Origin of the sequence: Streptomyces botrytidirepellens, from assembly GCF_003721215.1 — a bacterium.
Classification (GTDB): Bacteria; Actinomycetota; Actinomycetes; order Streptomycetales; family Streptomycetaceae; genus Streptomyces; species Streptomyces himastatinicus.
Window position 1 is genome coordinate 1 of record NZ_RIBZ01000829.1, and the last position, 16,233, is coordinate 16,233.

Annotated in this window: 17 protein-coding genes; 8 read left to right on the plus strand and 9 right to left on the minus strand. The window is 68.5% G+C overall.

Annotated features, from left to right (window positions below; translation table 11 throughout):
- Both EEJ42_RS42885 and casA read left to right on the plus strand, forming a co-directional pair.
- The coding region (locus EEJ42_RS42885; RefSeq protein WP_221179487.1) for a hypothetical protein at positions 1–441 on the plus strand (441 nt) is incomplete at its 5' end.
- 85 nt (positions 442–526) lie between these two features.
- A complete protein-coding gene (gene casA / locus EEJ42_RS42890; protein WP_184503537.1) occupies positions 527–2,248 on the plus strand; it encodes a type I-E CRISPR-associated protein Cse1/CasA in 1,722 nt (573 codons plus the stop codon).
- Positions 2,249–2,515: 267 nt separating this feature from the next.
- On the opposite strand, the gene EEJ42_RS42895 is transcribed toward casA, so the two are convergent.
- The gene (locus EEJ42_RS42895) at positions 2,516–2,749 is read right to left on the minus strand and encodes a hypothetical protein (RefSeq protein WP_123107552.1); all 234 of its coding nucleotides are present in this window, start codon (positions 2,747–2,749) and stop codon (positions 2,516–2,518) included.
- Between the two features lie 265 nt (positions 2,750–3,014).
- A complete protein-coding gene (locus EEJ42_RS42900; RefSeq protein WP_123107553.1) occupies positions 3,015–4,256 on the minus strand; it encodes an IS110 family transposase in 1,242 nt (413 codons plus the stop codon).
- A 106-nt stretch (positions 4,257–4,362) separates the two neighbouring features.
- Here EEJ42_RS42900 and EEJ42_RS42905 point away from each other — a divergent pair, with 106 nt between their 5' ends.
- Positions 4,363–4,734, plus strand: coding sequence for a helix-turn-helix domain-containing protein (locus EEJ42_RS42905; protein ID WP_123107554.1), 372 nt, complete (start codon positions 4,363–4,365; stop codon positions 4,732–4,734).
- On the opposite strand, the gene EEJ42_RS42910 is transcribed toward EEJ42_RS42905, so the two are convergent.
- The 4 genes from EEJ42_RS42910 to EEJ42_RS42925 form a co-directional block, all read right to left on the minus strand.
- Complete coding sequence (locus EEJ42_RS42910; protein WP_123107555.1) at positions 4,719–5,906, minus strand: type I-C CRISPR-associated protein Cas8c/Csd1; 1,188 nt, start codon at positions 5,904–5,906, stop codon at positions 4,719–4,721. The two genes, EEJ42_RS42905 and EEJ42_RS42910, sit on opposite strands and share 16 nt — an antisense overlap.
- Entirely contained in the window at positions 5,903–6,304 is a 402-nt protein-coding gene (locus EEJ42_RS42915; protein ID WP_123107556.1) for a hypothetical protein, read from the minus strand. Before EEJ42_RS42915 ends, EEJ42_RS42910 begins: the two co-directional genes overlap by 4 nt.
- Before the next feature lie 27 nt (positions 6,305–6,331).
- Positions 6,332–6,712, minus strand: a complete 381-nt coding sequence (locus tag EEJ42_RS51485) for a ParB N-terminal domain-containing protein (RefSeq protein ID WP_184503538.1) — start codon at positions 6,710–6,712, stop codon at positions 6,332–6,334.
- A 322-nt stretch (positions 6,713–7,034) separates the two neighbouring features.
- Positions 7,035–7,748 carry a hypothetical protein gene (locus EEJ42_RS42925; protein WP_123107558.1) on the minus strand — a complete coding sequence of 238 codons (714 nt, stop codon included), beginning with the start codon at positions 7,746–7,748 and terminating at the stop codon, positions 7,035–7,037.
- 809 nt (positions 7,749–8,557) lie between these two features.
- On the opposite strand from EEJ42_RS42925, the gene EEJ42_RS50470 reads away from it, so the two are divergent.
- Both EEJ42_RS50470 and EEJ42_RS54795 read left to right on the plus strand, forming a co-directional pair.
- Entirely contained in the window at positions 8,558–9,031 is a 474-nt protein-coding gene (locus EEJ42_RS50470) for a hypothetical protein (RefSeq protein WP_148082213.1), read from the plus strand.
- A 249-nt stretch (positions 9,032–9,280) separates the two neighbouring features.
- A complete protein-coding gene (locus EEJ42_RS54795) occupies positions 9,281–9,619 on the plus strand; it encodes a DUF6233 domain-containing protein (RefSeq protein WP_425473059.1) in 339 nt (112 codons plus the stop codon).
- A 31-nt stretch (positions 9,620–9,650) separates the two neighbouring features.
- Here EEJ42_RS54795 and EEJ42_RS42930 read toward each other — a convergent pair whose 3' ends face one another.
- Positions 9,651–10,436, minus strand: a complete 786-nt coding sequence (locus tag EEJ42_RS42930) for a helix-turn-helix domain-containing protein (protein ID WP_123107559.1) — start codon at positions 10,434–10,436, stop codon at positions 9,651–9,653.
- A gap of 527 nt (positions 10,437–10,963) precedes the next feature.
- On the opposite strand from EEJ42_RS42930, the gene EEJ42_RS42935 reads away from it, so the two are divergent.
- Together EEJ42_RS42935 and EEJ42_RS42940 are read left to right on the plus strand one after the other, a co-directional pair.
- A complete protein-coding gene (locus EEJ42_RS42935; RefSeq protein ID WP_123107560.1) occupies positions 10,964–12,184 on the plus strand; it encodes an ATP-grasp domain-containing protein in 1,221 nt (406 codons plus the stop codon).
- Between the two features lie 695 nt (positions 12,185–12,879).
- Positions 12,880–13,509 (plus strand): hypothetical protein, encoded by a 630-nt coding sequence (locus EEJ42_RS42940; RefSeq protein WP_123107561.1) that lies wholly within the window; start codon positions 12,880–12,882, stop codon positions 13,507–13,509.
- A gap of 24 nt (positions 13,510–13,533) precedes the next feature.
- On the opposite strand, the gene mihF is transcribed toward EEJ42_RS42940, so the two are convergent.
- Together mihF and EEJ42_RS42950 are read right to left on the minus strand one after the other, a co-directional pair.
- On the minus strand, positions 13,534–13,860 hold the full coding sequence (mihF, locus tag EEJ42_RS42945) for an integration host factor, actinobacterial type (RefSeq protein ID WP_123107562.1): 327 nt from the start codon (positions 13,858–13,860) through the stop codon (positions 13,534–13,536).
- A gap of 318 nt (positions 13,861–14,178) precedes the next feature.
- Positions 14,179–15,375: an aminotransferase class I/II-fold pyridoxal phosphate-dependent enzyme gene (locus EEJ42_RS42950; protein ID WP_123107563.1), complete on the minus strand. Its 1,197-nt coding sequence runs from the start codon at positions 15,373–15,375 to the stop codon at positions 14,179–14,181.
- A 382-nt stretch (positions 15,376–15,757) separates the two neighbouring features.
- Between EEJ42_RS42950 and EEJ42_RS42955 the strand changes: the two genes are divergently transcribed.
- A complete protein-coding gene (locus EEJ42_RS42955; RefSeq protein WP_123107564.1) occupies positions 15,758–16,195 on the plus strand; it encodes a hypothetical protein in 438 nt (145 codons plus the stop codon).
- Positions 16,196–16,233 lie beyond the last annotated feature (38 nt).

Genomic DNA, 16,233 nt, shown 5'->3' on the forward strand with positions numbered 1-16,233 from the left:
GTCCCGGGGCGGTCGCCCCGGGACACCGAAGCCCTGCCGTGCCCGGTGGGCCTCCACGAGGAGCAGCACATGCGGAATGTCATCACCACCAACGCCACCCCCGAGGTGCGGGAGGAGTACGCCGAGCAGATCGAGCTGCTGCTGACCAAGACGAACCCGCTCCGTGAGACCACCCAGGCGAACAAGGCTGGCCAGATCGACTTCTGGGTCCGCCTGTACTCCTACCCCGCCCCGGGGACAGGCGTAAAGACGTGGGCGGTGGACTACCACGACCCGGCCTCGCGTGAACTGGAAGAAAGCACCAGCCACGAGGAAGCGGACGAGCGCTACGAGGAACACGTCCGCGCCGCGGCGAAGATCCTTGAGTTCGACCACGATGGCAAGCAGATCCCCTTCACCTCCACCGACGTGGAGGGCGTTCCCGGACCGCACTCCGACTGATCCCGGCCCGCAGACCGACCCGCATGAAGCGCCCGCCGGTCCGCTCGCTGTCGTTCGCCAGCCCAGCAGCTACCGGGAGACCCTGATGCCCGTACCCTCCTTTCCCCTCACCACCTCCGGATGGATCCCCGTGTGGGACCAGGACACCCGCACCGCGCGCGATGTCGGCCTGACCGAGGCACTGACCCGTGCGCACCGGCTGGCGATGTTCACCGGCAACTCCGACCAGCTGCCGCTGCTGCGGGTCCTGGCCGCCGCGTTCGACGCGGCATGCGGACCGAGAGACACCGCCGAATGGGATGCCGCCTGGCGCGCCGACGCACTCGACGCCGACCGCATCACCGCCTACCTGGACCAGTGGGCCGACCGCCTGGACCTGCTCCACCCGGAACACCCCGCCTTCCAGTGCGGAGCGCTCACCAACGCCAACCGCGGTCTGGAGGCCCTGCACCCCGGAAGCCTCGGCGGGGCGGCCGGGCGGTGGTTCAACCACGCCCTGAGCGCCGGTGATCTGCCACCATGCGCGGCGGGCGAGGCGGCCCGGCGGCTGCTGTACCTGATCACCTACGACGTGGCCGGGATCAAGGGCGCGGCGCCTGGTGACCCGGCCGAACGGGGCAGCAAGATCTACGGCTCGAAGGTCGGACCGATGGCCGACGCCACGCACGTCCACCTACAACTGCCCGGCGCCCGGCTCAAGGACCTGTTGCTGCTCAACCTGCCGCCGCAGCCCCGCACTCCGGGGGACGCTCCGGTGTGGGAACGGCAAACGCCGCCTGCTCCCGTCCGCACGCGTGAGGTGACCGGGCGTCTGGACCTGCTGACCTGGCCCAATCGACGCATCCGGCTGTTCGCGACAGACCAGGGCATGGTGAACGCGCTCGCCGTCCACGACGGAGACCGCACCTCTGCTCCAAGCTGGGACGTGGCCCGCCGCCTGGATCCGATGACCGCCTGGCGCGTCCGGGACAAGGGAGACATCCCGATGACGATCCTGAGCGCCGAGTCCTGGCCCCAGCCCTGGCGCGGCGTCCTCCTGCTGGACCAGGACGCCGAGTATCCCCACACCAGCCAGGCCGTCCAGCACGCCGTCGCCGCAGCGCAGCGCGGCGTCCTGGCCCCGGCCACGCCGATCAACGCGGTCACGTCGGTCACCGTCCACAGCAACCGCCACCAAGCGGTGCTCTCCGACATCCCGGTAGTGACCATGCCGCTAGGCACCGCCGCCCAGCTAGCCCGGGACGAGACGCGCTCGGTTCTGGCGAAGATGGCCGGATACGCCGGCGCGATCGAGCGGAACCTGCGCGCACACGCCAAAGCAGTGTCCGGGCGGTCTGCCGAACAGGTCAACTCCCGTATGGTCCTCTCCGACCTGGACCATGAGTGGGCGGAGGCTGTCGCCCTGACCGGTCACGACCTCGACGCAGGTCGAGCCGCGTGGCGAAAGGCCGTACGCGCCGCCGCGGACCACAAGATCGACACCTTCCCGATGTCGGTGATGGACCGCGCAAAGCTGCGCTCGGTGTACGAAGACCCGCCCACCGAACAGGCCATGGTCAAGAAGACCGCATCCCGTGCAACCTCAGCCGGTCCGGGAGGGCCGACCAAGCGCCGCCGCGGCCGCCCCACCACCAAACACGAGGCGTTCGCGGGCAGCTACTCGCTCTCGGAAATCGCCGCGCTCCCGCAGTGCGTCGTGACCTACAAAACCCTCGCCTCCCGGGTGGCGCAGGGGTGGGGCGTGGAGGAGGCTGCTACCACGCCAGGCCGCCGTCGCAGGCCGTCATCGATTGAGAGCCAAGACTGAGGTGCGTCTGATCTCCCTGTGTCAGCAGGGGAGGGCACAGTGAGCGGGGCGGAGCCGGAGGAAGCGGTTCCACCCCGTTTCAGTCCGCCCCACGCCGTCAGCCGGATCGTCCGTGGCGGAGGTCTACCCTGATCCCGCCACGCTCGCGCTGCTGGAATCCGTGCTGCGCACCGACCGGCCCGATCCACCAGCTGCTCACTCCGGCCCGAGCGAGCAGCCCGGACACCGAAACGGCAGGTCAACTCGCGGTTTCCCTGAGAAGATGCGCTAGACCTCGACGCTGATGTGCTCGAATCCGGCCGGGATCATTCCGGAATCGTCCTCGGTCACCAGGTACACCAACGCATCCTCGCTGTCAGGGCCGTAGCCGACTGCGTCCAGCCACGACTTCACCGCGGGCTGATCGAGCAGACCCGGAACGTGAGGGCAGTCCGGGTCGGCGAGTTCATGGCCAGGGACCTGGTCACCGACGCTGGCAGAGACGAGCGAGACCGTAGACATAGCAAACTCCAGAGGTTGTTGCCGAAAACAGAACACCCTCCAGGGCTGATGATGGACCGATCGTATCGGGCTTCCGTGCTCCGGGGCGGTGGAGAGGCAGTCGGCGCCGGACCCGCGTAAGGGCTCAAGGCCCAGGGTGGCGCTGAGGCGTTGTTCCGACTGCCCATCGACCGTCCCGGAGGAGGCGGAGCGAGCTCAAGGCGGCGTCCAGGCACCGCTTCCGGGCCCGCAGCCCGGAAGAGCCCGGGTTTTCCTGGGCCCCCCTTCAGCTCACTGTGCTGCTGCTCGGCGGGAACATGCGTTCTTCGTGGTAGAGGTCCCCGGACTGCAGGCAATAGTGCAGGCCGTTCAGCAGCCTGTTGCCGACATGGCGCAGGGCGGCGGCGTAGCCGTCGCCCCCGTCACGGCGGGCGTCGTACCGGGCCCGGCACCCGGGGGAGCGGGTGAGCGTGCCGAACGCCCACTGATGGACTGCCGTCTTGAGCTGGCGGTTGCAGATGCGGCGGTGGGTGACCTTGTGGCTGCCGCCGGAGGCCCAGGTCAGCGGAGCGGTCCCCGCGTAGGCGCGCAGGCCGCGGGCGGTGAAGCGGCCGGGATCGTCGCCGATTTCCGCGAAGAGCCTCGCCGCGACGATCGGCCCGCAGGCCGGGAATGAGCGGTAGATCGGTGCATGCGGGTGACGGGCGAAGGTCTCGGTGATCGTTTCCCTCAGGCGCTCGGCTTGTAGGCACGCCGCGTCCAGCTCGGCGAGATGGACGAGCATGCGCTGTCCCATCGCGTCCTCGGTGGCCGGGCGCTGCCGGAGCCGGGGGGCGGCGAACAGCTCGCGCAGGCCGGCCGCCTGGTCATCCAGCATCCGGGTGCGACCGGCCGCCGCCAGTGTCTCGGCGATCCGGTACTTCGACAGCCCGGCCGCCGCCCGCGGGGTGGGGGCCACGGCGAGGAGCGCACGGGCCTCGCGCCGACGTAGCCCCCGGTCCATCCCCGCCCACGCGTCGATCGCGGCCGGGTAGTACATCCGCAGGTGGCTGCGCATCCGCAGCATCGCCTCCGTTGCCCGCGCCACGCTGTCCTGCTGAGCGCGCGCCAGGACCGCGACGGCCGCCGCCTCGTCCGAGGTCTCCGCAAGCGCCCGATGACGACCGGGGTTCATGCGCACGATGTTGGCCAGCAGCGCGGCGTCGGTCCGGTCGGCCTTGGAGACCGCCGTGGCCAGACGGCCGCGGTACCGGGCCATGACCGCCGGGGGAATCACGATGACCGGCTGACGCACCCGCCGCAATTCAGCGACCAGGAGCCGGGCGCCGTCCTCGATCACCACGGGTACCTGCCGTCGTGAGAACCGGTGCGACCGGGGGTTGAGGTTGCGTATCGCCGTCAGGAGCTGGGCCACGCCGTCCGCAGTCTCCTCGATCCGCAGATGAGTGACAACGGCTCCGTGGTCATCGACGATGGCGCAGTCCTGCAAGCTCTCCGACCAGTCGACTCCGACCCACCAGCGGCGCATTCGGCCCCCTCCTTCACGATCACCCGACCAGTATGGTCCATATATGTATCACCATGGCGGGGGCGACGCCGCTCTTGGCCGGTTGCGAGATCATGAGGAGGAACAGGTGCTGGAGCTACACCCCGAGGCGGAGGACGGCGTGCGCGGTGATCGGATCCCCCTCGCCTACACCACCGGTAAATGGCCGGACGAGGTCGCCGTCGCCGAGGACGCCCCGATCGGCGTCCACTACAGCCTGGCCGTGGCGCGCAGGCTGGCCGACTACGCCGACGAGCACGACCAGTCGCACCGGGCCATGTCGACAGCGGCAGGTCTGGCGACCAATACAGTCGGCCGGATCATCCGCGGCGAGGGCTACCCCGATCTCGCCTCGCTCGCGCGCCTGGAGGCCGCGCTGCGCATCGACCTCTACCCCAGCGGCCTGTACCGCACAGTGCCACAGGACTCCAGCCCGCATCCCGATCAACGAGCCCCGTGAGCAGAGGCGGAGCAGAGCTGGAGGAGCGCGGTGCGGCCGGTGCTGACCCGGTTGTCGCGGCGGGTGGCGGTCAGAGCGGCCCGGGCGTGCTGGTGAGGAAGGTGACCGGACAGGGCCGCGGTCCACAGGCCGCTTTCGGGCGGTGTGGTGGGGGAGAGGTGCTGGTAGGTGCGGGTACGGGGGTTCCAGCGGCCGAGTTGGTGGTGCATGGAGGGGATGCCGGTCAGGCGGATGGTGTCGCTCCATCCGTCGTAGACGCCTGTGGTGTCGTACCAGTGGCGGATGCGGTCGAGCACAGTGCGCGTGGGTTCATCGAGGAACCAGGTAAGGGCGATTCGGCCGGTGGCCGGTTTCAGCAGCATCGCGCACAGGCGTCCGCTGGTGGGGGCGGCCGCCAGGGCGGCGGGATCGGGATGGGTGAGCAGAGCGCCGAGGGGGAAGTCGCCAGCGCCGTCCAGGCCCCACCAGAGCAGGAGTGTTCCCTCCTGGGTTCGGTGGTGATGGTCGGGGCGCCCGGCGAGGTCAGGAAGCGCGGCGCCCAGTGCACACGCGCAGTCCAGGCAGACCGGTACCGGGCTGGTACCTGGGCGGTTCTTGCTGGCGGGGTACAGGGCGAGGTCGCCGGCACCGTTCTGCCTGAACGCGGAGGGCGGCAGGTAGGCGGGGACCAGCCTGGCCAGCGGCGCAGCGGTGCCCGCGCAGCACAGGCATACCCCGTGCAGGCCAGCGTCCAGCCCGGTGCGCAGCTGCGCCTCCCAGAAGCGGGCGAGGCCCGGATCCTGGTGGATCAACTGCCCGCTGGCGCGCAGGACGACGAGGTCGGACGGCTTGGACGAGGGGGGTGGCACCAGGGAGGTGAGGATTCCGGCATCCAGGGCCGTGCGCGCGGCGCGGGCGCCCGGGCCGTCGTCGTGCTCGGCGAAACGGCGAAGCTGGTCCGTCCAGGCGTCATGGTGACGGCCGATGAGGTAGTCCAGAGTGTCGCAGCCGGGGCGAGGGGCTGAGCCCTTCCCCGAACGGCGCACGTACGGCACGTCCTCGTGGCTTCCGTGCGGCGTGAAGCGGGGGTCGTGCGGGTCGGTGATGTCCAGGACCCAGGGGACATAGCGGCGGCGCCATCCGTAGACGAGGCGCCGGTCGGTGGCGTAGGCGGCTAAGCGGGCCAGGTTCACGAGACGTCCTTCCCCGCCCGCGCGTCGCGCACGGCGAGTCCGTGCTTGAGGAAGCGATGGACGTCATCCGGGGTGAGCGGAGTGGGGAACGGACAGTCCAGCAGTGACCGACCGCGTTGGACGAGTTTCTGCACACCGCCGCGGGTCAAGCCGGTGTAGCCAGAGATCTGCTCGAAGCTGGACTTCGTCCCGTCGACGCCGGGGGTATTGAGGCCGGCCAGGCACCGGCTCCGGAAGAGGCTCAGGGCCTCGACGACGGCCTGGTGGTGCACCTGGGCGGCGGTGGCGCGTTCGTACAGCTCGATAGGGTCTGTGATCTCCTCCAGGATCGCCGCCACCTCCGCGGCGACGTCGGTCGGCTCGGGTTCGTAGCCGACGGTGGTGGGGTCAGCGTTCATCTGCAGCAACTCCTCGGTGACGGCAGGTCAGTGCATGTCGAGGCCGTAGGTTTCGATGATGTCTTCGGGGATGCGGTCGTTGATCAGGCGGCTGAAGTCGAAGTACGCCACGGTCATCGTGTATTCCTCGCAGCTGTTCACCAGCCCCCACATGTCCAGCCCGCAGGCCTCGAAGAGAGACTCCAGGCACGCCCCGGGGACTTCCTCCAGCTCCGCCAGCTCGGCGGCGGCGCGCCGGTGCACACCGGTCAGTGACAGCCTCCAGTCGGGCAGGACCACCAACGGCGGGCCCTGCCAGCCCCTCGCACGCATGTCCGCAGCGAGCGCGTCACGGTGTTCCTCGTCGCGCACCTCATGGAACGGGGCATAGCCGGAGGTGTCGAAGACCTCGAGTTTGAGTGGGTTCACAACTCCCGAAGACGCCTGCATACCCCCAGTGTGCACACCCGGGGTATGCAAGACAAGTGTCCTGCGCCGTCGAACCTTGATGGCCGCGAGTGTCATCGGTTGATCGCGCTGGTAAGAGACCCGTGCCCAGGGTGTCGGTCCCACATACGCGGCCGCCCTGCCTTGTCGCCCCTGATCTGTCCTCGCCCTCGTCCGCATCACCGATGAGCACGCGGAGATCGTGGACGCCCTGGAGTAGCTGGATGACGTACAACTCCACCCGGCCCAGAGCGAGGCGGACCACATCCATGTCGCCGCGCTGGGCCTACATGTGCGACGTGCCTCAGCTGGCTGTGCCGACCAGGCGACGCATGATCGTCATGAGCTCATCGGGTGGAGAGATCCTCATTGTCCGACTTTCCTGGTCGAAAAGCGTGATCGATGTCAGGGTGCCGGCGCGCCACCAGAACACCCGGGGGGAGAGGCGTCCGGGGCCATCTTCGTAGGCGCCCTGCCCGAACTCTGCCAAGGCGTTGGCGGCCTCCGCCACGTGCCTGTCGGTGAGCGGATAGAACACGAGATTGTGCCGGTTCGGGACGACTAGCAGCACACCCTCGTCCGGTATCTCGGGTCCGTCGCTGGCCCGCACCGCCTCGTCGAAGACGAGCACCTTACTGGCCGCGAACACCGACTCCGGGTGGCCGAGGATGTGGAGGACCGCGCCACCAGGGAGATCGAAGGTGTCGTAGTTGACCGGCTCGCTGAGCAAGTTGGTGCGCGCCGCGGCCGCGAGCGTGTCCCACTCGACGAGGCCCACGTCGCGGTCACTGAGGACGCGGACATCGTCAGGGGTGTCGAGGGCGATGCCCGCCAAGAGGTCCGTGGCCAGCGGTTGCAGGTAGCTGAACTGTCCACCACGTATGAGTGATCTGTCAGCCCGCACCGACCACAGCGGTGCCCCGGCCGCCCTGCGCAGCGTGTACCTGCGGCTGGTCGCCGAGGAATCGATACCCGAGGAAGAACGAGGCGGGATGGAGAAGTGTTGGTCCGGCCGCACCGGTGCGCATCTGCTCGTCGCTACGTCACGGTGCGGCGGCGCGGGGCTGCGTGATGTGATCGATGGTGCTCCACCTGTGAGCCGCCCGACGAACCATTCACCAGATGTGCCCGGCGCGCCGCCGCGGCCGCACACCCCCAAGGGTCCCCTATTGCCGGTGGCGAAGTCCGGCGTCGCTGTCGTACGGCTCTGCCACTCGCGTGACGCCGACTGTCCTGTGACAATGAAGGATGACCGCTTGCCATCGAAGTTTGATCCGCCGTTCAGCTGAGTAGGCCGATGCCGAGCGGACCAAGCGCGGTACCAATCTTGTGGGTCGGAGCACGGACTGCGCCACCGCCTCCCGGCAGGACTAAGCGCGCATTCGGGGTCGACATTCGAAAGGCGGATCGCGTGATCGTTTTCGGAGTGCTGGCCGACACCAATGACAATGTGAGAACTGTTACGGCGGTCGCCAGCGCAGCGATCCCCATTGTCGCTTTAGCTATCTCGTTCAAGGCTCTCGGACGCGCCAGATCAGCCGAACGTCGCGCCTCGTATCTCCAAAGCGTGCAAGTCGAACTGAGCTGGCGTGATGCACCCCGCGAGGGGGGATTCCTTGGTGAAGTCGAGCGCGAACAAAGTTTAGCTTTGACAATCTCCGTATCTGGGGAGATGGGGCTTGTCGATACGCGCGCACGCGTGCGATTCACACGCGCTGGATTTCGACACCGTGGAATTCAATCGACGTACCAAATCCCCAAAAGAATGCTAAAGACCAGTACGAAAGCTACGCATCTTACGCCTTCACTCCACACGGCAGTTGGAGTGTGCGCGAGGTCGGTCTCCGGCTGGGGGCATTGACCTCGACGGAGGAAATTCCAGGTCTCGATGCAGATGAGGCGCTTGTCCGTCGATTGCTCACCGGTGCGGGACCAGACATCTGGGCCAAGGATTCGATTCTCGTACGTGCGCTTCGGCTTCGCCCGGCGTTCTCGGTCGAGCGCGCAGCGAGCACTCCGGTAGCCGCTCCCGGCAGTCGCCGATCTCGCATGCTGAAACGGATTGATCGCCTCAGCCCTCGTCGCCGCATTCGTGTCACCCTGGTTCTTGCCTGGCGCGTAGCTCAGCACGGCGGTGAGGTGGTGAAGCTGAAACACCGCGATACATACCGTCTGGACTTCACCCTCGGTAACCGCGTGGACTGGGTACAGGGCCACCGTTTTTCTGGGACTACCCGCGTAAAATCCAAGGATCTTGGCTTCAGCTACCACCGTCGCCTGCCCGGAAAGTTTCCCGAATAACGCTAGTGGTGCCGCGAGTAGGGAAAGCAGTCAGACTCGCCGGCCGATGGTATCGGCATGGCGAACGCTGCCGAAGCGTCGGTTGGGTGGTGGCCGTCCCCACCGCCACCGCTGCCCCGGCTTGCACCCGTGGGACCAGCGTCTAGCGCTCACTCAAACTTCGATGGCATGCGGTCAACCTTCGTTGTCACAGGACACCGACGGAGAGAGTCCGCCCGGCAAGCCGGAGCAAGCAGTAATATCGAAAAGATGAGCGATAACGTGCCCAGTGATGCCGTGGGACTAAGAGCCCTGGAGGCAGAGCTGACCACCCGGCTCGCCCTGGTACGAGCCGCGCTCGCAGAAGCCGAGAGCCGACCCTATTGGTGGGTCCAACGAATGCGACGGGGAGAGAGGGCCCGCGCGCCCCGTGGCTACCTCCACCGTGCCGGGTGCTGGATGCCGGGAGAACCCACCCTCAGCCGCGCCGCTGCGGTGGCCGCACTTGCCGACCCGCGGATCGCCTACTGCACCGCCTGCAAGCCGGAACAGGGCCTACGTGGACACCTCCACGTCGCACTCTCCGTACCCTCAGGGCCCCACCGATGAAAGGTCTCCGCAGCGGTGCCACGCACGTGCTTCAGCTCGCGAGCCGCATCGCACCGCTCCCCAACTCACAACGCGCGCTCAGCCGCGCGGCGCAGGCCAACGCCGCTGCAGCGTACTCGCGACGATTACGCTCCATCTGCGGGCGCAGCCCCATGACCACGAGCGACCCATATACGGTCGAGCCCCTCCACAGGGGCACGCCGAGCATCTTCCAGTCCTGCAACGGCGACTGGGTGATGACGTAGCCCTCGGAACGTATTTCCCGCATGAGGTGGCTCTGCGGAGCACCGTCGAGGTGCGAGAGGATTGCCAGCCCGGCCGCATCCGCGGTGAGCGGCGCGTACCGCAGGGCCACCTTGGTGTCGACGTCGGCGTGGTTGAAGGCTGCTTGGAAGTCGTGGCGACGGCCGTAGGTGTGGTCGAGCATCAGTCGGCCCGGCGTGTCGTCGATCAGCACCGCGCTGAACGCCATTGCCACCTGGGCTGTCTGCCGCTGCAGAACCGTGGTCTCGCGGTCGAGGGCACTGTCGTGGGGCAGGTTCAGGTGGACGCTCGCATCCGGACGGTGGTTGGCGACATCGGTGGCGATGCCGTAACGGCCCGGCGCGCGGTAGATCAGGTGCTTGGCCTCCACTCCCGCGCGCAGGATGCGGTGGACGGTCGACTTGGTGACGCCGGACTCGTCGATGATGCGCCGCAGCGGGTGCAGCCCGGGTCCCATGCTGTTCAGGGTCTGCAGTACGAGGTAGACCCGGGCGTGGGCGGTCATGCCGTCGTCCACCGTGCCGGCGGCCTCGACAAGCTCGGTGTCGATCACTGGTCGTCCCTCCTGGTAGGCACTTGCGGGGCTTGATCCCGCCTCACGGGTCCCGCCAACCACATCTCTACCGGGAGGACCGGATCTTGTGGAGGAATCACCTCTTCCAGGAAGAGGGTCTTCCAGAGCACCCCAAAACACGCTGCACACATCCAGATTTGACTGCAACCAAGCAGAAAAACAGCAGGTCAGAACCTCTTTCACTGCGGTGAGCAACCTCGGGCGGCAGAGCACTGCGCCGGGACGACGGCTCGCGGCCGCCAGTGTCACCCCATGGACTCCCACTCCATGCACACCACATGTGACCTGCACTAATACAGCCCTCTCCCATCGCGTGGACCGCGTCCCGCCAGCCGCAATCGGAAATTCAGTTCACGTCCCGCCATGCGACACAACGAACCTCAAGTCGACCGCAGCCGGGGAACCGGAGCGAAGAGCCATTGCCCCGCCCCACCCACCAGGCGAGAGTGATCAAACCCCTGGCACCGCCAGCGAGCCCACACCTCCTACACCCTGGAGCAGCGCCCGTGACCACCCACCCGTCCCACCGGGAAGACGGCCCCACCGGGCACCTCGTCGTCCTGGGCAACGGACCCAAGGCGGAGTGGGAGCACGCCATGCAGCGCCTCGCCGCAGCCGGGCCACTACTTCTCATCGATGCGGAGCCGCCGGACTGGCAGCGCCCCTATCTCGCCGACGCCCGGACCGCCAACCCCCTCGACCCTCACCAAGTCCTCCATGAGGTACGGGAGGTCGCCACCGTCCGGCCGATCGCCGGCGTGCTCACCTTTCACCCCGCCCACGCCCGCGCCGCCGCTCTGCTCCGACAGGAACTCGACCTACCCGGACCATCCACCGCGACGCTCGAAGCAACCACCCTGCGCCACTGCACGACCCAACTCCTCACCAGCGCCGGTGTGGACAACAGCTCAGCCATCCACACCGACTCCTACGACCAGGCCCTGGAAGCCGCACATCAGGTCGGCTTCCCGCTGGTGTGCAAGCCCGCCTCCCCTCGCACGCGGAACGCCGCACGCCAGGTGACCGGCATACCCGAGCTCGAAGAAGCCTTCTCAGCGGCAACCGCCGCCACCTGGCCGGGCACCGGCACGGTGATAGAGCCACTGCTCGACGGAATCGAGGCCACCGCCTACACGGCCGACTCGCCATCAGGACCCAGGGTCGTCGCGATCTCCCACACCACCTTCGACCCGCAGGCCGAACCCGCGCTGCTCCCGGTGGAGGTGGTGGTCGATGCGGACGACGTCTGCGCATCCGCCATCGAGGACACCGCGAGCCGAGCGCTGGCCGCCCTGGGACACCGCTCAGGACCGGCGCAGATCCGCATGCGGATCACCTCGACCGGGCCACGGGTCATCAGCGTCACGCCCCACCTGACGGACCCCCTGCTGGGCATGCTGATCGAGCAGGTGACGGGGATCGACCTCATCTCCCAGGCCGGCCACCACGCCCGCGGACGGACCTTCCTCCCCGAGGAGAGCCGCCTCGGCGCGACAGCCGTGCGCTTCCTCCAGGGTCTGCACCCCACCCCGCTGGTGCCCCCGGCCGCGCGAGCGCACCCCCACGTCACCCCGTACGCCACCCTTCAGCAGTATCCGGACGCGCGCCGTGCGGGGCCCCTATGGCGAAGCGGGCACCTACTCGTTTCCGGCACCGACTACCTTCAGTGCACCTCGCGGCTCCGCGGCGCCGCAGCCCAGATCCGCTCTGCACGCCTCTCCGCGTAAGGAATCACCGCGCACTTCCCGTCGCCGAGCGGCGAGGGGCGGCGTACCGTCGTCACACCCGCGTCGGCACAAGGCGGCACACCGTTCACACGAGCCAGACGCGGGCCGACAAGCCAGGCGGGGAGCACCAAACCGGTCTCGCGGAGTTGGATGCGCACCTTCACAGCGGGTCCGGTCCCGTCGTCGCGGTCGTACTGGCCAACCTCGACGGTCTGTGGTCGAAACCCAGCTCCAGTGAGTGCCCGCGCAGATACCGGCTCGCGCGCACGCCGCCGCCGGGCGGCATAGGCCCGGCCGTTCATTCGACCGTCGACCTCACGGTCCCCGTCAGGTAGCCCGAGGGAACTCAGGGGTCATCCCAACTGACCACACCTCGACTCGCCGCCGGGCTCACCCGCGCGGGTCCACGTGGCCGAAGGGGCCACTCACCGGTCCCGGGCTGAGCGGCCTGGATCTGGTCGAGCACGCCCGCGGCCAGCATCCCGCTCCATCGCGCGACGCCAGCGGCCCTGCGGGCCGTTCGTGCTTGGACGTCTCCCGCGGACCGAGCTGGTCCGCCCGGCGTGCCAGGACACCGACATGCGTGGCGCGGGAGGTACTGATCGACAGGAGGCAGTAGTGTCATGTCCCGTTGATCGTGGAGGGAGTTGAGTCATCTGATGCGCATCTCAAGGGGCGGGACACCACGACGGTGGATGCTGGCCACGGCTCTGTGCAGCGTGCTGATCACAGGATGCGGTAGCGGCGGCGGGGGAGGAGGCGACGGTGATGCGAAGCCAACGGCCGAACCGAAACCCGTCACCGAGGGTGCCCTGCGCCCCCTGCTGCTCTCCCAGGCGGACCTCGGCGCTGGATACGTTCAGGCCCAGGAGAAGTCCAACTTCGACGACGTCTCGGTCGAGGAGTGTCCCCCGCTGGAGAAGCTGGGGCAGAGCGGCGACGATACTCAATTCGTCTCGAAGGCGGAAACCAGCTTCACCTACGACGACACGGACGCCACACTCGGCGAGGAACTGCACAGCGACCGCCCTACGGTGCTCTCCAGCAAGCTCCGCGAGCAGTTCGGTGCCTATATCTCGTGCCCCACCTACAAAATGAACATAGGCACCACCCCCATCAAGGTGAAGATCGCCAAGTCGGCCACCCCGGAGCTCGGCGACGAGCAGTTCGCCTACACCTCGACGATCGAACTGCCCGACGGGCCACAGGTGCTCAAGACCATGGCCGTACGCAAGGGCAACATCGCGGTGATACTGGCGGGAGCCCCCGCCCTGGTCGACCGCCACATCAACAGCGCGGTCGGCAAGCTCCCCGCAGGCAGCTGACCGCCCCCGGCGCCGCAGCTGCCCTCAGGCAGGTGTCGACGCGGTGTCCGGGAACTCCTCCAGGAGCCTGGCGCGCTGTGTGGGCCCCAGGCCTCGCACGCGGCGTCCCTCCGGGATGCCCAGGGCGTTCATCGAACGCGTGGCGCGCACCAGCCCGATGCCGGGCAGCGCGGTCAGCAACTGCCGTACCGGCATGCGGCCCACGACGGTGTCGGACCGGTTCAGCACCTGTGCGAGCGTCACGGTGCCGGCCTTGAGGCTCGCCCGTACCGCACTGCGGGCCTGACGGGCGAGGACGGCCTTCTGGCGCGCCGCGTCGCGGTCCTGATCGGTGAGGGTGGGAAGGGCCATGGGGGGCTCCTTACGTTGTGAGGTCTCGCGGTCTCACGGACCTCGGTGGTCGGGGCAAGAAGTTTGTCCGGGCGGCCCCGGACGGGGCGGGGGTCGGTGGAGTGCTACTGAGCTGGCTTCGCAGCCGCGGTCGTGTCGGCAAAGATCCCCGGCGGCTCGATGTCGTCGTCGCGGGGCGCGTAGGTGCGGCGTCGCCACGCGCCCCAGTGCACCTCGCCGCTGCGGATCAGCCAGAACCAGGTCGTACCCGTGGTCTGCCAGGGCGCGCGTGAAGTGCTGCCGCGGCTGGCTGTCGGTGGCCACGGCTGCCGACACCGCTCACGCAGCCGGGCGATAGCGGGGGAGCAGGGCCTCGCGCACTGAGGCGAAGACACCGATCGCAGCCTCCAGCGCGTCGGGACTCTGCGCATCGGTGCACGCGATCCTCAACTGGTACCCCTCGCAGACGGGCGGGAGAACGGCACTGGTGTACACGCCGTGGTCGACCAGGACGCGCTGCGCCGCCAGCATCGCGCTCTCGTCAGGGAACCGCACCGGGATGACCGGGCTGGAGCCCCCGGCCACGTCGAAGCCCAGAGCGTCCAGTGCACGCCGCAGGTGCTCGGCCGCCATCAGTGCGTCGGGCTCCGCTTCGGCACCCCGGCGGATCTCGCGCAGCGACGCGTGCGCGGCCGCCGTATCGGCCGGACTCAGCCCGGCCGAGAAGATCTGTGGCCGAGAGGTGTGGCGCAGGAAATCGATCGTCTTGGCGTCGGCCAGCACCGCGCCGCCCTGCGACGCCAGGGACGTGCTGAACGTCAGGGTCATCAACGGCACCCGGCCCTGCATCCCGGCCTGCTCGATCACACCGCGGCCGCGCCCGAACACCCCCACCCCGTGGGCGTCGTCGACCAGCAGCGTGGCGCCGTACTCCTCGCAGACCGCAACCAGTTCGGCCACCGGCGCCAGACTGCCCTCCAAGGAGAACACCCCATCGGTGGCGACCAGGACCGACCGGGTCGGTGCGGCCGCCAGCTGCCGGGCCAGATCACCGGGGTCGTTGTGGCCGAACCGTTCCACCACCGCGCCGGAGGCCTTCGCCAGCCGGGCCCCGTCGACCAGTGACGCATGCGCCTTCTCGTCCAGGTACACCTGGTCCCCGGATCCAGCCAGGGCGGACACGACACCGAGGTTGGTCATGTAGCCGGTGGCGAACACCAGGGCTGCCTCGTAGCCGAAGAAGCCCGCGAGGTCAGCCTCGAGCTCCTCGTGGAGATCGAGGTTCCCGCTCAGCAGTCGGGACCCGGTCGCGGACGTCCCGTACAGAGCGATCGCGTCCTGCGCGGCACCGATCACCTGTGGGCTCGAGCTGAGCGCCCGATAGTTGTTGCTGCCGAGCATGAGGACCTCGGCACCTTCCAAAACCGCCCGCCCACCGTCGACTGGCCCCTGGAAGACCGGGTAGTACGGGTAGAGCCCAACATCGCGTGCCTCGTCAGCCCGCGTATAGGTGCGGCACTTCTCCAGCAGGTCCATCAGGGTCCGATCTCTCGCACGGTCGGCCGAGTAGTGTCACCACACCGTCCTCCCCGCCGCGCGCCGCGCGGGCCCACCAGCCACAAACGTCCCACACCGTGGCGCCGCGATCTGCCACTGCAGTCCGCCCCACGGGACACAGGCGCCCACCAGCGGATTCGACCCCGACACCCCGGCCCCTCACCCACGAGCTGACCCGCGTCACGGACGCAGCTTCTCTGGCGACCGTGACGCAACCCCGCATGAAGATCGGCGCCCGACTCCTCGTACCTGGATCTCACGCCCACCCGCGCGCGACCGTTGCCCGTCTAAGGCAGGCGCTCTCTACCGTTCCCTCGTCCGTCATGCCGGAACGACCGGCCGCACCGACACCGAGGAACGCATGCCTGCTATCACCCGTATCGACCAAATCCCCCTATCTCGCATGATCTTCCCGCCCAGCAGCCACCCCGACCTGCAACAACCCGGACCAGTGCACCACTGCTGGAACACCGGCCGCCAACTCCTCCTCCACGCCGCGGGCAGCCCTCTGGCCAAGCCGATGACCGGCCAGGACCAGCCCCTCCGGCAGCAGGCGATCATGCACCTGCGCAACCTTCTCAGCCCCCACCTCGACGAGGTGGCAGGACCGCTCACGCTCGCGCTCCACGTCAGTGCCGTCCAACAGCCGCCACCGGATGCGGACACCACCTCGCTGATCCCTCTGATCAGTGAGGCCCTCGCGGACCTGGGCGACTGGGGGATCCGATCCCCGCTGCCCGAGCAACTTGAGCTGATCACCCGGTCCGTTCACGCCCTGCAGCCCTGCATGCCCGACTGACCACTGCCCACAGGGGGTGCTGTTCCGCTGCGCGGAAC